Source organism: Yersinia similis (assembly GCF_001053095.1).
Classification (GTDB): domain Bacteria; phylum Pseudomonadota; class Gammaproteobacteria; order Enterobacterales; family Enterobacteriaceae; genus Yersinia; species Yersinia similis.
In genome coordinates this window covers 131,553-150,848 of record NZ_CGBP01000008.1, presented here as the reverse complement: position 1 = coordinate 150,848, position 19,296 = coordinate 131,553, and the positions used below count along the sequence as shown (strand labels likewise).

Sequence of the window (19,296 nt, the reverse complement as noted above, 5' to 3'; positions counted from 1 at the left end):
CAGTGCAATGTAATAATATGAATTCTGGCGTAATTTATACCGCCATAGACATTAATTTGGCCTGTGTTGCTTCAGTACCCGTAAGTTCCCCGACTATCTTCCCTTTTTTAAAGACCAAGATTCTGTCGCTCATGCCAATAATTTCAGAAAGCTCGGAGGAGACCATAACAATGCCTTTCCCTTTGAGGGCAAAATCCGACATAAAGCGATAAATTTCTTTTTTTGCCCCAATATCGATTCCCCTGGTCGGCTCATCTAATAATAAAACTTTAGGGTCTAAAAGCGCCCAACGGCCTAATACCACTTTTTGTTGATTACCACCGCTTAAATTAGCCACCCATTGTTGGCTACTCGGTGTCTTAATATTAAAGATGCGGATCGTGTGGTCAGCACGCTGCTGAATATCATTTTCATTAATGATACTCATACGGCTGATGACATTTAATGAGGATATATTAATATTTTCCGATACCGAACGATTCAATACTAATCCTGTCTCTTGACGATCTTCGGTCACATAAGCGATACCGGCGTTGATCGCTTTTTCTGGTGTGTGTTTCAGTAATATCTCATCATCGATATGGATGCTCCCGTGGTCAGCACGCTCAAGACCGAACAGTAGATTAAGAAATTCACTACGCCCCGATCCGACTAAACCATAAATCCCTAAAATTTCACCGCAATGTAATGTCAGGCTGACATCATTCACTTTCGATTTCCAACATATACCAGAGGCTTTAAATAATGGCTCATTGGTTGGAATATTGTATTTGGAGAACTCACCGTCAATCTCTCCACCAATAATATGTTCAATCAGTTGTTCGCGAGTGATGTTACTAATCTCTCCTTCACAAATATAACTACCATCTCTAAATACCGTGTAACTGTCCGCAATTTGAAATATTTCTGACAAGCGGTGGGAGACATAGATAACTCCTTTTCCCATAGAGGCCAGTTTATTGATGGCCTGAAACAGTTTTTGCGCATCCTCTTCACCTAATGCGGAGGTGGGTTCATCCATAATGATAATATCGGCATGGGTATGTGACAGCGCTTTGGCAATTTCCACCAGTTGTTGTTCTGCGACGCTCAGACTGCGCATTTTGGCTTTGGGTGAAATGGCGAAACCCAGCTCGTGTAATAACACATCGGCCTGGCGGTTAAGCGCACCAAAATCGACAATGCCAAAGCGGCTTGGCTCAGAACCCAGATAAATATTTTCGGCCACAGACAGATCCTGTACACCGCTGAGCTCTTGTTGAACAATGGTAATCCCTGCGGCTAAGGCTTGTCCCGGTGAGTCGAATTCACAGTATTGCCCATTGATGAAGAACGCCCCATCATCAGGCTGAATAAATCCCATTAATAGACCAAGAAACGTTGATTTACCGGCCCCGTTACCGCCGCAAAGCGCATGGATAGAACCCCGTTTTAAACAGAATTCAGCATTGTTTAGAGCGATAACATCACCAAAGGTTTTTTTTAGCCCCGTCGCTTCTAATAGATAGTCCGGTTTTTTTGCCAGTATCTCGTTACGACTCATGGATGCCTCATATGAACGCATTAAAAACAAATGAACACTACTGTGTGAGGTGATAAACGTCTACATCTTAGCAACAATTACGTTACATACTTCAAGGAAATGAAGTTAAAAGCGGTAATTAACGAGATTTACGCAACGTTTTTTGTAAGGAAGCGATTATCTGATCTGGTGATGTTGTCTTTAAAGGTATGTCTTTAGATTTTTATTTGTTCATATGTTCATCCTGCCGCGCAGACCTATGGAGAGTGATAAGCAGAATGTCACAACGGCAAAGTGATATTTAATGTCATGGGAGTGACTGATGCTCAGGAGTCATGGTCAGAAGGGGGATTAAAGGGGGGATTAGCCGGGCCGGGAAAGTGAATGCAGATGCTTAGATTAGCGTCGAAATGCTGATATTAGCCAAGGTGAAATAGACATGTTGTCATCTTAATACTCAGCGGGCTTCAACAGGAAACCCGCCTGGTCTTCCTAACAGCTTTTCAATATATTGACGCCGTCATATTAGCCTAATTTATTCGTGGGGCACCGGAATCACTGCATTTATGCGCAACCCATCAGCGTTAAACACCATGCAGTATCCAGCATCAAAACTCAGATTTAGCTTCTGATAAGGGCGGAAATGGACATCTCCTGCTAACAGCATTTTGAAGCCATCGTGACCGTGGCACTGACCAAATAGATAGGTGTTATTCCCCAGTCGTTCTACCACTTCGCAATGAAAATCCAACGTCTGCACAGTGCTATCAGCCACGCTGAGATGCTCTGGACGTATCCCAATAGTGACTGGATCACCGGCCTGTAGTGGTGAGGTGTGCAATGTCAATGTCAGGCTGTGACCTTCTGCGACGGTAACGGTCACTGAGTCAGGCTGCCAGCTTTCCACTGTCGCGGGCAGAAAATTCATCTTTGGCGAACCGATAAAACCGGCAACAAACTTATTCACCGGGTTGTAATAGAGCGACATCGGTGAGCCCATTTGCTCGATCTTGCCGTAGTTCATCACCACAATCTTATCGGCTAATGTCATCGCTTCCACTTGGTCATGGGTGACATACACCATGGTGGTCTTCATTTCCTGATGAAGTTTTGCGATGTGCAAACGCATTTCGACACGTAGCTCGGCGTCAAGGTTGGAAAGTGGTTCATCAAACATGAACACTTTCGGGTTACGCACAATGGCACGGCCAATGGCGACACGTTGACGCTGCCCACCGGAGAGTTGTTTCGGTTTTCTGTCGAGTAAATGGGACAGTTGTAAGGTTTTAGCCACCATCTCTATCTGGTGACGGATCTGCTCTTTAGGCACCTTATTGACTTTCAAACCATAGCCCATGTTTTCGGCTACCGTCATGTGTGGGTAGAGCGCGTAGGACTGGAAGACCATCGCCACGCCACGATGTGAGGGAGCGACATCATTGATCACCTCATTGTCAATCAAAACCTCACCATCACTTATCTCTTCAAGCCCGGCAATCATTCTTAGTAGTGTTGATTTCCCGCAGCCGGAAGGGCCAACGAAGACAGCAAATTCCCCATCTTCAATATCAAGGTTGATGTTATGGAGTGTTTCGGTTTTGCCAAAACGTTTGGTCACGTTTCTCAGTCTAATGCTGGACATCCGGTAATCCTCGAAAGTTATCAGTCAGGGGGCTATCACACATCACCCTGCGGTGCGTTTTCTTGATTTTATGTATAACGTATAACAATTGGCTGTAATGGTATGTGATGATGGAAAAGCATGGAAGAACTATAACTTCGCTCTATTTCCGTCCCTATCATACACTTTCATTTCTGCAACCATGATCACACAATGATGAGATTCCTATAGAGTTAATGGGCGTCAAAGCGTAGCGTATAACATAGTAAGACATCAGCATGATATGTTCTGCAGATGGCGTAGATGTGGTGTTTGTCATTTTGTATTTGTATTTAATCCCGAGCGTTAAACACAATAATGTTATACCTTCACCCGAGGAAAATAATGAAAATCAATAAAATCACTGCGCTTGTTTTAACCGCACTGGCAGTCACCCAGTTTGCTGGTTTTGCTGCCCACGCTGCTGCACAGCAATTAACAGTTTGGGAAGACATCAAAAAATCGGTCGGTATTAAAGAGGCTATCGCTGATTTTGAAAAACAGCATCAGGTTAAGGTCAATGTGCTGGAAATGCCTTACGCACAACAAATTGAAAAACTCCGCCTTGATGGCCCTGCAGGTATCGGCCCTGATGTGTTGGTGATTCCCAATGATCAGTTAGGTGGTGCGGTAGTACAAGGTTTGCTGACACCGCTCAGCGTTGATCCGACAATGGTCGCTACTTTCACTAAGCCTTCTATCGCGGCCTTCACCATGGATAATGCTCTCTACGGTTTACCGAAAGCCGTGGAAACGCTGGTGATGATCTACAACAAAGACATGCTGCCAACGCCGTTAGCTACCTTGGATGAGTACGCTGCATTCTCTAAGAAACAACGCGCAGAAAATAAATATGGTCTGTTGGCGAAGTTCGATCAGATCTATTACAGCTGGGGAGCGATTGAGCCAATGGGCGGTTACATCTTTGGTAAAGATGCTAACGGTAGCTTGAAGGCTAACGATATCGGGCTAAATACGCCAGGGGCTGTTGAGGCCGTAACCTATTTGAAAACATTCTATGCTAGCGGTCTGTTTCCAATCGGCACCATCGGTGATAACGGTTTGAATGCTATTGACTCATTATTCACTGAGAAAAAAGCGGCTGCGGTAATTAACGGGCCATGGGCATTCCAACCGTATGAAGCCGCTGGTATTAACTTTGGTGTATCACCACTGCCAGCATTGCCGAACGGCAAAGATATGAGCTCTTTCCTCGGCGTTAAAGGGTATGTCGTTTCTACCTGGAGCAAAGATAAAGTACTCGCCCAGCAGTTCATTGAATTTATTAATCAACCGCAATACGTGAAAATCCGCTATCAGGTCACCAAAGAGATCCCCGCGTTGACAGCCATGATTGACGATCCATTGATTAAAAATGATGAGAAAGCCAGTGCGGTAGCCATTCAGGCAAGCCGAGCCTCTGCGATGCCTGGTATTCCGGAAATGGGCGAAGTGTGGGGACCTGCGAACTCAGCATTAGAGCTAAGCGTAACGGGCAAACAGGAGCCTAAAGTCGCTCTCGATAACGCCGTTAAGCAGATCAATATGCAAATCGAAGCCATGCAGGCCAGTAATCAGTAATCAGACTATTTAACGGGTCAGTATGAATTTAGGTGGCGTTCAATTTCCCCACGTACCTTTGGTATGCGATGGTTTTTGTGCACCACCTGTGTTTCAAACTGACTGCAGCAATCAACACCTGGTGAATAACCTAAAGGGTGATGAAAGAAGGAGCAGTGTGTGATTATCAGTTCTGGCGATAACGGAGCGGCAGCAAAACAGTCTGGTCGCCATGCCATTGCCGCGGTGCTGTGTGCGGTAGTACCTGGGTTTGGTCAGTTTTATCATCGCCAATGGGCAAAGGGACTCGTATTTTTAGTTCTGATAAGCAGTTTTGTCGGCGTATTTTTTGATTTTCTGCAAGAGGGGCTCTGGGGTTTGTATACCCTCGGAGAAGAAGTTCCGCGTGACAACTCAATTTTCCTGCTGGCTGAGGGGATAATCAGTGTGCTGATTATTGGCTTTGGCGTGGCACTTTATTATTTTTCATTACGCGATGCTTGGGTTAATGGGAAAAAACGTGATGCAGGTATTCCGCTTAATAGTGTGCGCAAACAATACCAACTCCTGTTAAGCGAAGGCTTCCCGTATTTAATGATCACCCCCGGATTTATTCTGCTGGTGTTCGCGGTTATTTTCCCAATCCTATTTGGCTTCTCGATTGCCTTTACCAACTACAACCTTTATCACACACCTCCCGCTAAATTGGTTGACTGGGTAGGGTTTAAAAACTTTGTTAATATTTTCACCCTGAGTATCTGGCGTTCAACCTTCTTCGACGTGCTGCAATGGACCGTGGTATGGACGCTGCTGGCAACGACGTTGCAATGTACCGTAGGTGTATTGTTGGCTATTTTGGTCAACCAAAAAGATCTGCGCTTTAAGCCTTTGATCCGCACTATCTTTATTTTGCCATGGGCAGTACCGGGTTTTGTCACCATCTTGGTATTTGCAGGGATGTTTAACGACTCGTTTGGGGTGATTAATAACTCCATTCTCGCTTTCTTTGGCATTGCGCCTAAAGCGTGGATGACGGATCCGTTCTGGACTAAAACGGCGCTCATTATGATGCAGACGTGGCTGGGTTTCCCGTTTGTTTTTGCCATGACCACCGGGGTATTGCAGGCTATTCCCGACGATTTATACGAGGCTGCCACCATGGATGGCGCGAGTACCAGCACCAAATTGCGCACCATCACGCTGCCGTTGGTCCTTTATTCTATTGCGCCGATTATCATCACGCAGTACACCTTTAACTTTAATAATTTCAATATTATTTATTTGTTTAATAACGGTGGGCCGGCAGTGGCGGGGTCAAACGCAGGAGGCACCGATATTCTGGTGTCGTGGATCTATAAATTGACCATGTCTTCTTCGCAATACGCAATAGCAGCAACCATTACTATTTTGCTTTCCATCTTTGTGGTTGGCCTGGCGTTGTGGCAATTCCGCGCAACAAAATCATTTAAAAATGATGATATGGCATAAGGGACGGGAACATGGCTAAGTCACAAAGTATTAAACAAGAGAAATGGATCCGTTTATCGCTCTCTTGGCTGGTTATTATTCTGGTATCGGTCATTATTATTTACCCACTGATTTGGACGGTGGGTGCATCACTGAACGCCGGTAATAGCCTGCTCAGTACGTCGATAATTCCTGAGAACCTGTCCTTCCAGCACTACGCCGATCTGTTTAACGGCGAGGTGAATTATATGACCTGGTACTGGAACTCGATGAAAATTAGTTTTTTGACCATGGTCTTAACGCTGATCAGTGTCAGTTTCACCGCCTATGCATTCTCCCGTTTTCGTTTTAAAGGGCGTCAGAATGGGTTAATGCTCTTTCTATTGCTGCAAATGATCCCGCAATTTTCTGCACTGATTGCCATTTTTGTGCTTTCGCAATTGTTGGGTTTAATTAACAGCCATATGGCTCTGGTACTGATTTATGTCGCGGGCATGATCCCAATGAATACCTATTTAATGAAGGGGTATCTCGACGCGATCCCAAAAGATCTTGATGAGTCGGCACGTATGGATGGGGCCAGTAATTTCCGTATTTTCATTGAAATTATCATGCCGCTTTCTAAACCTATTGTGGCGGTGGTGGCGTTATTTTCCTTCACTGGCCCATTGGGTGACTTTATTTTGTCGAGCACAATTTTACGTACTCCAGATAAATATACGTTACCGATTGGTTTATATAACCTCGTGGCGCAAAAAATGGGCGCTAGCTATACCACTTACGCTGCGGGAGCCGTATTAATTGCAGTCCCCGTTGCTATTCTCTACCTGGCCCTACAGAAATATTTTGTTTCCGGCCTAACGTCAGGAAGTACTAAGGGATAATATAATGAAATTCTTTAAACCGGCATTACTGACTGTTTGTTTATCGCTAAGCCTCATGGTTGGGGCTAATGCGGCAGAACCCTTTACCATTGCGCCATTAAAAAATGTCCCAGCAGATTTTATTAAAGGGGCTGATATTTCCACGTTAGCGGAAGTGGAACGACAAGGTGGCAAATTTTTTAATGAACAAAATGTTCAACAAGATGCAATGGCTATCCTGAAGGCTAACGGCGTGAATTATGTTCGTCTGCGTTTGTGGGTCGATCCCAAAGACAGCGATGGGCAGAGTTACGGCGGTGGCAGTAACGATTTGGCGACCACTTTGGCGCTGGCTAAACGTGCGAAAGCCCAAGGTTTAAAGGTATTGCTTGATTTCCATTACAGCGATTTCTGGACCGATCCAGGTAAGCAATTTAAGCCGAAGGCTTGGCAGAAAATGAATTACGACCAGCTTAAAGTCGCCATTCATGACTATACCCGCGATACCATTGCCACCTTCAAAAAAGAGGGTGTCTTGCCTGATATGGTGCAAATCGGCAATGAATCCAATGGCGGTCTTCTCTGGCCAGAAGGAAAAAGCTGGGGGGAAGGCGGTGGTGAGTTTGATCGGCTGGCGGGTTTGCTGAATGCGGCCATCGGCGGTTTACGTGAGAACCTCAGTTCCCCTTCAGATGTGAAAATCATGCTGCACCTCGCTGAAGGCACCAAGAATGACACCTTCCATTGGTGGTTTGATGAAATAACCAAACGTAATGTGCCGTTCGATATTATTGGTCTGTCGATGTACACCTACTGGGACGGCCCGATTAGCGCCTTGCAAACCAACATGGATGATATCAGCCAGCGTTACCAAAAAGATGTCATCGTCGTGGAAGCCGCTTATGGCTATACCTTGGAAAATTGTGATAACGCCGAAAATAGCTTTACCGCTAAAGAAGAGAAAGATGGGGGTTATCCCGGAACGGTTCAAGGACAAGCGAATTTCATTCATGATCTGATGCAGAGTGTTATTAATGTCCCTGATGGCAGAGGGAAGGGGATATTTTACTGGGAGCCGACCTGGATTTCTGTTCCGGGAAATACTTGGGCAACACCGGCTGGAATGAAATATATCAATGATAATTGGAAAACAGGTAATGCACGTGAAAATCAGGCGTTATTTGATTGCCAAGGAAAAGTATTGCCTTCGATAAAAGTTTTTAATTAATCGTTGCCCATTATGGGCGATACCAAGCATTTATTATTTAAGGATGTATTATGTCTAAGTTTCCGCCCCTAAGCGCGAAAGTTTCTGCGTTATTGCATGGCGCTGACTATAACCCAGAGCAATGGGAAAATTATCCTGACATTATTGATAAAGATATTGCCATGATGAAAAAGGCAAAATGCAATGTCATGTCAGTGGGAATATTTAGTTGGGCAAAACTTGAACCAAGTGAAGGGGAATATAACTTCTCTTGGTTAGATGAATTAATTGAAAAACTTTATGCTGCCGGTGTCCATATATTCCTGGCGACGCCAAGTGGCGCACGTCCGGCTTGGATGTCGCAGAAATATCCTGAAGTTTTACGTGTCGGGCGTGATCGGGTGCCTGCGCTGCATGGTGGGCGTCATAACCACTGTATGACCTCGCCGGTATATCGCCAGAAAGTGCGGCAGATAAACCAGAAGTTAGCAGAGCGTTACGCCCATCATCCTGCGGTTATTGGCTGGCACATCTCTAATGAATACGGCGGCGAATGTCACTGTCATTCCTGTCAGCAAAAATTCCGCCTCTGGCTCCAGGATCGCTATCAAACGCTGGATAACCTTAACGAAGCCTGGTGGAGTGCTTTCTGGAGCCACACCTATAGCGATTGGTCACAAATTGAGTCTCCAGCACCACAAGGTGAGGTTTCAATTCATGGTCTGAACCTTGACTGGCGGCGTTTTAATACCGCTCAGGTTACGGAGTTTTGTTCTGAAGAGGCCAAGCCACTTAAGGCGGCAAACCCAGAGTTGCCTGTCACGACCAACTTTATGGAGTACTTCTACGATTACGACTACTGGAAATTGGCACAGGTGATTGATTTTATCTCTTGGGACAGCTACCCGATGTGGCATCGTGAGAAAGATGAAACTCAGCTTGCCTGTTATACCGCGATGTATCATGACCTCATGCGTACCCTGAAACAGGGCCGTCCATTTGTCTTAATGGAATCAACGCCGAGCGCGACCAACTGGCAACCTACCAGTAAGTTGAAGAAACCGGGGATGCATATCCTCTCTTCTTTACAGGCTGTCGCACACGGTGCGGATGCAGTGCAGTACTTTCAATGGCGTAAGAGTCGTGGCTCCGTTGAGAAGTTCCACGGTGCGGTTGTCGACCATGTTGGCCACATTGATACCCGTGTTGGGCGGGAGGTGAGCGAACTGGGCCGTATACTTGAGGCTATGGCACCGGTGAGGGGAAGCAAGGTAGACGCTGATGTTGCCATCATTTTTGATTGGGAAAGTCGTTGGGCTATGGACGACGCCGAAGGCCCACGTAACTGTGGCTTGGAATATGAGAAGACCGTTGCCGAGCATTACCGTCCATTCTGGGAACGGGGTATTGCGGTCGATATCATTAACGCCGACTGCGATCTGTCGGGTTACAAGCTGGTCATTGCGCCGATGCTTTATATGGTTCGCGAAGGGTTTGCTGAAAAGGCGACGCGTTTTGTAGAGCAAGGTGGGCAATTTGTCGCGACCTACTGGAGCGGCATTGTCAACGAATCTGACCTGTGCCATCTCGGTGGCTTCCCAGGCCCTCTGCGGCCGCTGTTAGGTATCTGGTCTGAAGAGATTGATTGTCTGGCCGATGGCGAGAGCAATCAAGTTCAAGGGCTTGCAGGCAATAAAGCCGGTCTACAGGGGCCTTATCAGGCCATCCATCTCTGCGATTTGATTCATCTTGAGGGGGCGACAGCCGTCGCGCGCTATAGAGATGATTTCTATGCTGACCGTGCGGCGGTGACCGTAAACCTTGTTGGCGAAGGTAAAGCCTGGTATGTCGCTTCACGTAACGATGCGGCTTTCCAGCGTGATTTCTTCATGAACATTGCTGATGAGCTAAACTTGGCACGTGCGTTAGACACCCAGTTCCCTTATGGGGTTACCGCTCACCGTCGTACCGATGGTGAGCGTGAATTTATCGTGGTGGAAAACTACAGTAATGACAGCAAGTCGCTGGTGTTGCCTGCGGTATACCGCGATATGGTCGACCAGCAGCCTGTACAAGGTAACCTGACGCTCGCCCCATGGGGAAGCCGAGTACTAACTCGCCATCTTGAATAAGACTTAACTGAATGCCATACACGCCCATTCAGCCGAGTGGGCGTTTTTTTACATCGACTTACAACGAATTAACTCAATTTCACTCAACCCACCAACAGAAAGGTAGATGTCATGATCAGCCTGAAATCTTTTATGCACTATTTTTCCCATCCAAAGCCAACGCCATCATTCACTGATGAAGAAAAACAACAAGCCGAAATGCTACTTCATTATTTAGGGGGGAAAGAGAACATCAAGAATATTGATGCCTGTATCACGCGTTTACGGGTGACGGTAAACGATCTCTCCAAGGTTAATTCTGAAGCGCTACAACAAGCGGGGGCATTAGGCGTTATTATTCTTGGGCAAGAGGTACATGCTATATTTGGCAAACAGTCAGATAACCTGCGAAAAATACTTGATGAGCATTTCTCTCAATCCTAAAGAATTTATTTTTAACTCACAATTTGGCTTGCAAATAATAATGTATACCCCAAATAATTCGAGTTATTGAGCGTAGCCAACGCACATGCAGCTTGAGGTATGACGGGTATCAAACTAAAATGCTCACTACCTAAGGGTCGTGAGCATAGAAGAATAACCGAGTCATATTAAAATTAGTGATATTTAATTCATGCTATACCCTAAATAAACCAAGTTGTAGGAAGACGGCAACGGGAATGAGCGAAAGCAGCCAACGCATATACAGCTTGAAATATTACGGGTATATATGTTTATAGAGATAAATTTATGTCTACTTAATCTTAACGATTACCACCAGGCCTCTACTTGGACACCAAAGTTCCACGTGTCATTAGAGGTCCCATCTTCGAAAGGCTTACCATTCTCTGAATCATTTAAGTAAGAAGCGAAAACACGCAATTCTGGGCGAGACAGAAAATCAGGACCCTCGGCCAAACCTAATGCGATAGTGTATTTTTCACCACCCTGTTTGTAGTCAGAACCATTGTGATAAGTATCTTTTTGATAGAAACCACCCACTTCACCAATAGCACGTACATATTGTGTAAATTGGTATTGCGCACGGCCTACCAGAGAAATCAAATTAGTTTTATCGGTATATTCAGTAATATCGTTAGCCGAACCCCAAGTCAGTACATGGTTGAAAGAGAGTTTATCGGTAATAGGAATAAGACCGGTGTTGATCACACGATATCCCTTAGCCTCGTCAGTCTTATGCCACATGTCATACCAACCCCCACCCTGGGAGATCATGTTCTGCGCTAAGCCTTTATTTGCGTATTGCAGCACCAGCTTATTATAGCCACCAAACATGTCCTGACTGATTTCACCGGTTAACATCACCGCGTTATCAGCATCGTACAACCCACCGTATTCTTTCTGTTGTTTGGTTGGGTTTGGCATTGCATAGTCGATACCCACTTCGGTCCACGAGCCAGCCCATGGCTTAAAGCCTGCATAGCGCACGTCGATATAGTTGATGTTGACATCGCTATCGCCAGTAATTCGGGTATCCACATCGTTTGCGTCACCACGGACCCAGGCCACAGAAAGTGCGCCTGGACCTACAGTATAGTTTTCAATCCCTGCGCCGGAGCCTGAAATATTCCAGTATTTGGTATCTATAATGTGCAAATCGTGGCGTTGGTAGTAGCGTTTCCCCCCCCAGATCACCGCTTCTTTATCGCCGGGGATCAGCCCTTTTATTTGTAAGTTTAATTGGCGCAGGCCGAATTGAGCATCGTCACCAATGGTCGTTTCGCTATCATTAGAGCCGTCTGACAGCATGCTGACCATGCTCTCAAGGTAGAAACTGACATCTTCTTTTTTATAGACCTCAGCCCCAAGTCCTATTTCGCCATAGGTATCGGATTCGTTACCCAAACGGCCAACCATCGTTTTTTGCCATTCTGCAAGCCCACCATCACTGGAAACGCCTACACCAGCACGCATATAGCCGTGGAAATCGATTTTTTCTATTGCTAATACAGATGGTGAAACTAACGCCGCAGCTAAAGCAACGGACAGTGTGCGTAAACTGGTTTTCATGTCATCCTCGTTTATAATTTTTGTATTACGTTCACATAACGTATCCAATGAAATGCCTAAACGTAAAATCAAGCAATTATTTTGTATGCTTATTGTGATTTACTGCAAATAAATCAGGCAATTTTGTAAGGATGAGTGATGGCGCTCACTGGATTTTTTATTGTGATCGTAATACATTTATCGATGGGATTTATAGGTGTATTCAGGTGATTGGGTTTTTCATCTATGCCCCTGTTACAATCAAGGAATAACACTTAGAGGGAGCCAGACTATGAAGTCGAAAAGCACCACATTAGAAGATGTTGCCCGTCATGCAGGTGTTTCTTATCAAACGGTTTCCAGGGTACTGAATAAATCGGCTAAAGTATCTGAGGCTACTCGTCGCAAGGTTGAGCAGTCAATTGAGCTGCTGCGTTATGTACCCAACCGCCTTGCCCAACAATTGGTTGGTAAGCAAAGTATGACGATGGGGCTGGTAACCACGTCACTCGCGTTACATGCCCCATCACAGGTCGCCGCAGCAATAAAACGCTACGCGCATCTTGAAGGTTATCAAGTACTGATCTCCATGATTGATGAGAGCGTCAATCAAAGCATTCAGCATTCTATTAATGACCTAAAATCTCAGTGGGTAGGCAAGGTCATTATCAATGTTCCTCTAGAGACGGCTGTAGCAGAGAAAATCGCTGCAGATAATGATGATGTCACTTGTCTTTTTCTCGATGTTGACCCCTATAGTTCAGTGTTTAACGTTTCGTTTAACCCCGCAGATGGCACCCGTGCTAGCGTCAAATATCTTTATGAATTGGGGCACCGTGAGATTGCGTTGCTGGCGGGACCTAAGCAGTCGGTATCGGCAAATTTGCGGCTTAAAAGCTGGCTAGAGACGCTTACCGATTATGGTTTATCGCCTGTCAGTGTGATCCATGGAAACTGGGATGCCCAAAGTGGGTATTCAGGCGCGTTACAGATGTTGCGTGAAACACCGCAGTTCAGTGCTGTGCTGGTGGCCAATGATCAAATGGCGCTTGGGGTGTTGAGTGCGTTTCACCAAAACCAACTGGCGGTACCGGGGGAGAAGTCGGTCATTGGTTACGATGATACCTATGAAAGTTCGTTTTTCTACCCGGCACTCACTACCGTGTCACTTGATTTAGATTTGCAGGGAAAAGAGGCGGTTCGGCGTATGCTTAGCGCCAGTGATAACGAGTCCATGCGCTCCTCATCGATACTACCCGCCAAACTGGTCGTGCGTAATTCCACTGGACCTCAGGCTAAAGAGCATCGTGATTTACACAAAATTGCCGAAGAGTTGCGCCTTATTGCTCAGCGTTTGGCAAGTTGAACCATAAAGTTGCTGCGATCGCCGTTTTTACCCGTACAAAAATAAACGGGCTTCCATAAGGAAACCCGCTTTGTATTTAACATTAGCCGGTTAGGCCAGTTTGGTTAAATCCAGTGTATTACCTGCGACACCGTTGATTGATAACGTGCGACTTTCATTTTGCGGCAGATTAATAGTCAGTTCACGCCATGCCGGTTGATAGTTCCCGGTGCGACTAAAGGTGATATCAATACGGTGATTATCGGTGGTGACCTGCCAGCTTAGCCACAGCGCATGGCCTTGTTGCCAGCGGTGGCTCTCACCATCGTCCTCAAATAGCATTCCGCTGGACTGCCCGCCACCTTGAGTGGGATAGAGCGCCAATTCGCGTTGACAGTCAGCCTCAGGATTAACAAAGGCGATACGTCGAGACAGCGGCAGGGCGGCACCTGCTCGCACCAGCAGAGGTAATCGTTCTAGTGGTGCATCCAATATGATTGTCTGCCCACCGCTGAACCATTGCCCGCTATGGAAGCAATACCAACCTACCTGATTATCAGGTAAATAAATCTGTCGCTGCCGTTGCCCAGCTTCCACCACACTGGCAACCAGCAGATCACGGCCTAGCATAAAGTCATCGTTCTCTTTAAATGTGAGGCTATCGTGCTCGTGGTCGAGGAACGTAGGGCGCAACATTGGCTCATCATCATGGCTGGCCTGCCATTGCAACGTGTAAAAATAAGGCAATAATCGATATCGTAATGCCATCGCATCCCGGATAATCGGCGTGGCGGCTGGATACATCCATGGCTCGTTTACTGTATTGTCGTCATTCCATGAGTGAATGGTAAACCGTGGATGCATCACACCGTTTTGTACCCAGCGGACAAATAGCTCGGGTTCCGGTTTATCTCCAGAAAAACCGCCGACATCATGCCCCAGGTTATACAGCCCTGACAGGCTCATCCCCAGCCCCATACGGATGTTATAGCGCAGTGTTTGCCAACTGGTACGGTTATCACCACTCCAGGTCTGAGCGTAGCGCTGCATCCCTGCACAGCCTGAACGGGATATCAGATACGGGCGCATTTCTGGTGCGAATGCTTTCTGCGCTTCCATTGAAGCTCGAATCATCAGTAAAGGCATTACCGGTCTGATATGTTTGATGGCGATAGATTCACCGAAACCATTGCAACGGGCTTCACCATCCCACACTTCATATTCGTTATTATCATTCCAGGTAGAACCGATCCCCATCTCTAACAGTTGTTTAGTGACGTTTTCCTGCCACCAACTCACGGTGTCTGGATTGGTGAAATCAAGGTGGGAGCCTTCATCATCCCAAAATGTAGAGCGTTCAGGTAAATCAGTTTCGCTGTCACGAATGAAGAGTCCCCGCTCCGCAGCCTGTTGATACTGTGGGTGATCTTGCAATAAACACGGTTTTATATTGGCGGCTAATTTGATACCTGCTTGTAAGAACGTCTGGCTCATGACTTTCGGTTGCGGCACTTTGTCGTAATTCCAGTTAAATACATAACGCTTGTTTTTGATGGAGGTGTAGCCGGAAGAGAGCTGGAATGAATCACAAGGGATGTCATGCTGCTGGCACAATGCAATGAATTTTTGCAGTTGCACCTGAGCATCAGGGGCATCGGTGTAATGCATGGTTGAACCGCTGTAACCCAGGCTCCATTTAGGGCCAAATTGGGTTTTACCGGTCAGGCGAACAAACGCTTTGGTGACATCCAAAACTTTCGGGCCGAGGAACATATAGTAATCAAGGTCACCCGCTTCGGCCTGATAACGGCGATAGGCCAGATGGTAGTTATCGATCTCATTGCCTAAATCCAGCCAACAGCTACTCAGATTGTCATAAAAAAGGCCAAAACTGACATCATCACGGCGGGTGATAGTAAACGGAATATGTTTGTAGAGCGGGTCAGTGCTGGCGGCGTTATAGCCCATCGCATCCAGATTACGCATTTCAAAGCGACGACCTGCGCGGTTCAGGTCACCGGCTTTTTCGCCCAACCCGTAATATTGCTCATTGGGATAACGGCGCTGATAGTGAGCAATTGCTTCTCCCTGTGGGCTGAGTAGATAGGCGCTGGTTGGCCGGTCTGCGGCCAGCGGTAGCCACTCACCATGCTGGCTTTTATATTCCCATGTCAGATGCAGTGGTTGATGGATGGTTACCCGAAGGCACTCCGTCGTGACTATCAGTTGCTGTTCATGTTTCTCCAATTGATAACCGGGGAGGGAAAAGCCTTCCAGACTCAGGCGATCGCGGCCTGACCATGGCACATCACTTTGCGGGGCAATACTCCAGGTGCGGCTCAACGCCAGTTCCCCCTCGCGTTTAATCAGCACCCTGCATAAGTTTGGTTCTAATACATACAGACAAAAAATATGACGGTCATCGACCCGCAGTTCAAGGTGATCGGGATACGCATTTATTAACAGCCAGTTTTTTAATGTTTTCATCACAGCTCATCTTCTTTCTGGCAACAGCACAGACAGTGCTGCTGCTGGGTTAATCGCGTCTGATGGTTTAATCGCATCAGTTGGGTCAATAACATCAGTTGGGTCAATAAAATCAGACCGCCGGTTGGGTTTTGTTGCGGCGCTCAGCGAACAGGGCAATCAGGAATACGGCCCCAATCAGATCGAAGAACCCCATAGCGATAAACAGCGGGTTAAAGCCGATGGTGTCTGAAACGGCCCCGATTAATAATGTAAACAGGAAGCTGGCGATCCAGGCGGAAGAACCACGGAGGCCATTGACGGTAGCGACCTGATTTTTATCGAAAGATTCAACCACTAATGCACTGAGCATGCAGGAGATGACTTGGTGCCCAAAGCCGCCAACGGAGATTAAAGCAATGGCCAAATAAGGATCTTTGGTGATGGCAACAAAGGCCAATGACACCATCATAAAAGCACCGGTTACCGAACTGGCAACCACCGAGTTGACTCGGCTGCAACCAAACCATTTCTGATAGAGTTTGGTTAAATAGCCACTGGCGACACTGCCAATATCTGCCGCCAGGAATGGCAGCCAGGCGAACATGGCGATCTGTTTTAGGTCCATGCCGCGTTCGGTGGCCAAATACAGCGGTACCCAGAAACTAAACACGGCCCAGGCCGGTTCCGCCAGAAATGCGGGAATAGCGATACCGTAAAATTTCTTATTTTTACTTAGAATGGCTAAGGATTTAAGGAATGGCAGTCGTGGTAGTACGGGTTCATTATCTTGGTGAATCAGTTCAAACTCTTCTTGACTTAGATTTGGATGAGTATCCGGTGAATGGTAAAAACGCCACCACAGCAGAACCCAAATCATGGCTAATGCGCCGGAGAACAAGAATGCCCCTTGCCAACCGAGTGCTACATGTGCGAGTACGATAATAGGGGGGGCCAACATCGCACCGATAGAGAACCCCACCCCAGCCCATCCAGCAGCAATGGGCCGTTCTTTTTTCGGGAACCAATCCGAAATGGCTTTGGCGTTTGCCGGTGTTGCTGCGGCTTCGGCACTGCCCATAAAGAAGCGTAATACTGCCAGTTGGAACCAAGTACCCGCTCCGGCATGCATCATGCAGACCACTGCCCAGACACTGGCGCAAATCAGAAACCCCATTTTTAAACCGATGACATCGATCAACCAGCCACAAAGTGGTTGGAACACGGTATAAGCCAGTTGGAAAGAGGCTACAATCCATGAGTATTGCTCGGTAGTCATATTCAGACTGGTTTTTAACTCAGGGGCTAGAATCCCTAGAGAGTTACGGGTTATATAGTTAACGGTGACCCCAAGTAAAAATAAGGCCAGCATCCACCAACGTAATGATTTTATTTTCCGCCGTCCTACAACTTTAGCTGATTGATTAATATCAATACTCATCCCAGTCCCCTTGTGTTAGTCCATATAAAATTAATTGGACCAACTTGTTATTTTTGTATGTTCCATCTTCAGTTATTAAGATTACGCAGCGTTATAATGTGATCTTGTTCACAATAAAACAGAGCAATAAAATATACTCAATTGATAATGTTGAGTTTTTTTATATTTAATCAAAGCTAACTGGACTGATAAATTAAAAATATTGGTTCACCAAAACACAATATTTTTATAAAAACCAAGGTAACCAGCTTGAATTGGCTTTAATATGCCTTTCTTTGAAAGAATTTTCATAAGGCGGCTAATATTTCATCATTTATATTTCGTATCGCCCTTATCTAGCCATTTTATGGTAATGAAAATTTTTTCATTTGCTAATTTGAGAGAGATCACAAAATGAATGGAAAGCTAAAAATACAAGAAATAGCTAATCAAACCGGTCTTTCGATTAGCACGGTATCAAGAGTGTTAGCGGGTAAAGGGAATACCAGCACCAAAGCGAAACAGCAGGTAATGGCGTATGCGAAATCGCAGGGGATTTTGCAGAATTTATCCAGCGGGCGGTTGATGTTGAATAATATTATGGTGTTCGCTCCTCATCGCGCTTTTGATGTACGAACAGATATTTTTTACTACAAAGTCATACAAGGGATTACTCAGGCGGTTAGCCAACATGAAGTGATGATCCGGTACTGCGGGTTATCCGAAACCCACAGTGATATTTCGCTATTTTTAGATAAAATGACCCACCCACAGAGTGAGGCGGCGATTATTATTGGCATTGATGATCCACGGGTCCATGCCTTGGCCGCTAGTCTTCATAAGCCAGCGGTATTAATTAATTGTCGCGATAAAGAAATGTCACTGGATAGCGTTTCTCCTGACCACCAATCGATTGGCGAGTTTTCTGCCCATTATCTGATACAGCAAGGGCATCGCCGTATTTTGACGCTACAGTGTTTGCGCCGCAATACCATGGAGTTGCGGTTGGTGGGAATTAAAGACGCGTTTGCCAGTAATAATATGTGCTTCGATGATCATCAGCATCTGATCACCACTCACGGCTTTGGCGCTGAAGAGGCGGAGCAGGCGATAACGGTATTTTTCACGGCCTGTGAGGATGAAAGCCGACTACCGACGGCAATTTTGGTCGGTGGCGACTATATGGCTGTTGGCGCGGTTAATGCGCTGAATAAACTCAACTTGAATGTGCCCAACAGGGTGTCAGTCATGAGTATGGATGGCTTTAATTTGGCGGAGATCCATGATGTTCCACTGACCGCGGTGCATGTTCCTCGTGATGAACTGGGGGCAGAGGCTATCCAATTGTTACAGCGGCGGGTGTTACGCCCGGATGCACCTTTTAGCAATCTATTATTGCAAGGTAAGCTGGTGGTCCGTTCCTCGGTAAAGCAGGTCAATCAGAATAGGGCGATGCCCGCAGTAACTAAGCCGACGGACCTGCTCTATGATTTATAAGGTTGATTCGATGAACAGGAAGGTTACGCAGGGGAGGGCAAGGGATCGTTGTGGTGGCTTCAATACCGGTTTCGCGTAGTCGAAGAGACGAACCGCAGACTATGCGGTTCATCAACGGTGCTGGCTATATAAACGGCAACGGTACTGACGATATAAACGAAAATGGTA

General features: G+C 46.3%; 13 protein-coding genes. 8 read left to right on the top strand and 5 right to left on the bottom strand.

What is annotated here, in order from left to right:
* Positions 1-34: 34 nt before the first annotated feature.
* Positions 35-1,543, bottom strand: coding sequence for a sugar ABC transporter ATP-binding protein (locus AC971_RS08570; RefSeq protein WP_025381082.1), 1,509 nt, complete (start codon positions 1,541-1,543; stop codon positions 35-37).
* Positions 1,544-2,057: 514 nt separating this feature from the next.
* Positions 2,058-3,164 (bottom strand): ABC transporter ATP-binding protein, encoded by a 1,107-nt coding sequence (locus tag AC971_RS08565; RefSeq protein WP_025381081.1) that lies wholly within the window; start codon positions 3,162-3,164, stop codon positions 2,058-2,060.
* Between the two features lie 363 nt (positions 3,165-3,527).
* Here AC971_RS08565 and AC971_RS08560 point away from each other — a divergent pair, with 363 nt between their 5' ends.
* The 6 genes from AC971_RS08560 to AC971_RS08535 all read left to right on the top strand — a co-directional run bounded on the left by AC971_RS08560 (position 3,528) and on the right by AC971_RS08535 (position 10,834).
* Positions 3,528-4,763: an extracellular solute-binding protein gene (locus AC971_RS08560; protein ID WP_025381080.1), complete on the top strand. Its 1,236-nt coding sequence runs from the start codon at positions 3,528-3,530 to the stop codon at positions 4,761-4,763.
* A 159-nt stretch (positions 4,764-4,922) separates the two neighbouring features.
* The gene (locus AC971_RS08555; protein WP_025381079.1) at positions 4,923-6,230 is read left to right on the top strand and encodes a carbohydrate ABC transporter permease; all 1,308 of its coding nucleotides are present in this window, start codon (positions 4,923-4,925) and stop codon (positions 6,228-6,230) included.
* A gap of 11 nt (positions 6,231-6,241) precedes the next feature.
* The gene (locus tag AC971_RS08550) at positions 6,242-7,093 is read left to right on the top strand and encodes a sugar ABC transporter permease (protein WP_002209899.1); all 852 of its coding nucleotides are present in this window, start codon (positions 6,242-6,244) and stop codon (positions 7,091-7,093) included.
* A 4-nt stretch (positions 7,094-7,097) separates the two neighbouring features.
* Positions 7,098-8,300 carry a glycoside hydrolase family 53 protein gene (locus AC971_RS08545; RefSeq protein ID WP_025381078.1) on the top strand — a complete coding sequence of 401 codons (1,203 nt, stop codon included), beginning with the start codon at positions 7,098-7,100 and terminating at the stop codon, positions 8,298-8,300.
* A gap of 50 nt (positions 8,301-8,350) precedes the next feature.
* Complete coding sequence (locus AC971_RS08540) at positions 8,351-10,411, top strand: beta-galactosidase (RefSeq protein ID WP_025381077.1); 2,061 nt, start codon at positions 8,351-8,353, stop codon at positions 10,409-10,411.
* Between the two features lie 111 nt (positions 10,412-10,522).
* Positions 10,523-10,834, top strand: a complete 312-nt coding sequence (locus AC971_RS08535; RefSeq protein WP_002209896.1) for a PTS sugar transporter subunit IIB — start codon at positions 10,523-10,525, stop codon at positions 10,832-10,834.
* Positions 10,835-11,161: 327 nt separating this feature from the next.
* Here AC971_RS08535 and AC971_RS08530 read toward each other — a convergent pair whose 3' ends face one another.
* Positions 11,162-12,421, bottom strand: coding sequence for a maltoporin (locus tag AC971_RS08530; protein ID WP_025381076.1), 1,260 nt, complete (start codon positions 12,419-12,421; stop codon positions 11,162-11,164).
* Between the two features lie 271 nt (positions 12,422-12,692).
* On the opposite strand from AC971_RS08530, the gene AC971_RS08525 reads away from it, so the two are divergent.
* Positions 12,693-13,766 (top strand): LacI family DNA-binding transcriptional regulator, encoded by a 1,074-nt coding sequence (locus AC971_RS08525; RefSeq protein ID WP_025381075.1) that lies wholly within the window; start codon positions 12,693-12,695, stop codon positions 13,764-13,766.
* 90 nt (positions 13,767-13,856) lie between these two features.
* Here the strand turns inward: AC971_RS08525 and AC971_RS08520 are convergent, their stop codons facing one another.
* Both AC971_RS08520 and AC971_RS08515 read right to left on the bottom strand, forming a co-directional pair.
* On the bottom strand, positions 13,857-16,232 hold the full coding sequence (locus tag AC971_RS08520; protein ID WP_025381074.1) for a glycoside hydrolase family 31 protein: 2,376 nt from the start codon (positions 16,230-16,232) through the stop codon (positions 13,857-13,859).
* Positions 16,233-16,344: 112 nt separating this feature from the next.
* Positions 16,345-17,652, bottom strand: a complete 1,308-nt coding sequence (locus AC971_RS08515) for an MFS transporter (RefSeq protein ID WP_025381073.1) — start codon at positions 17,650-17,652, stop codon at positions 16,345-16,347.
* Between the two features lie 393 nt (positions 17,653-18,045).
* On the opposite strand from AC971_RS08515, the gene AC971_RS08510 reads away from it, so the two are divergent.
* Positions 18,046-19,128 carry a LacI family DNA-binding transcriptional regulator gene (locus tag AC971_RS08510; RefSeq protein WP_025381072.1) on the top strand — a complete coding sequence of 361 codons (1,083 nt, stop codon included), beginning with the start codon at positions 18,046-18,048 and terminating at the stop codon, positions 19,126-19,128.
* Positions 19,129-19,296: the final 168 nt, after the last annotated feature.

Excerpts from the sequence above, each read along its gene's own strand:
- AC971_RS08525 (WP_025381075.1), top strand. The coding sequence starts at position 12,693 with ATGAAGTCGAAAAGCACCACATTAGAAGATGTTGCCCGTCATGCAGGT.
- AC971_RS08565 (WP_025381081.1), bottom strand. The coding sequence starts at position 3,164 with ATGTCCAGCATTAGACTGAGAAACGTGACCAAACGTTTTGGCAAAACC.
- AC971_RS08535 (WP_002209896.1), top strand. The coding sequence starts at position 10,523 with ATGATCAGCCTGAAATCTTTTATGCACTATTTTTCCCATCCAAAGCCA.
- AC971_RS08560 (WP_025381080.1), top strand. The coding sequence starts at position 3,528 with ATGAAAATCAATAAAATCACTGCGCTTGTTTTAACCGCACTGGCAGTC.
- AC971_RS08545 (WP_025381078.1), top strand. The coding sequence starts at position 7,098 with ATGAAATTCTTTAAACCGGCATTACTGACTGTTTGTTTATCGCTAAGC.
- AC971_RS08515 (WP_025381073.1), bottom strand. The coding sequence starts at position 17,652 with ATGAGTATTGATATTAATCAATCAGCTAAAGTTGTAGGACGGCGGAAA.
- AC971_RS08550 (WP_002209899.1), top strand. The coding sequence starts at position 6,242 with ATGGCTAAGTCACAAAGTATTAAACAAGAGAAATGGATCCGTTTATCG.
- AC971_RS08570 (WP_025381082.1), bottom strand. The coding sequence starts at position 1,543 with ATGAGTCGTAACGAGATACTGGCAAAAAAACCGGACTATCTATTAGAA.
- AC971_RS08520 (WP_025381074.1), bottom strand. The coding sequence starts at position 16,232 with ATGAAAACATTAAAAAACTGGCTGTTAATAAATGCGTATCCCGATCAC.
- AC971_RS08510 (WP_025381072.1), top strand. The coding sequence starts at position 18,046 with ATGAATGGAAAGCTAAAAATACAAGAAATAGCTAATCAAACCGGTCTT.
- AC971_RS08540 (WP_025381077.1), top strand. The coding sequence starts at position 8,351 with ATGTCTAAGTTTCCGCCCCTAAGCGCGAAAGTTTCTGCGTTATTGCAT.
- AC971_RS08530 (WP_025381076.1), bottom strand. The coding sequence starts at position 12,421 with ATGAAAACCAGTTTACGCACACTGTCCGTTGCTTTAGCTGCGGCGTTA.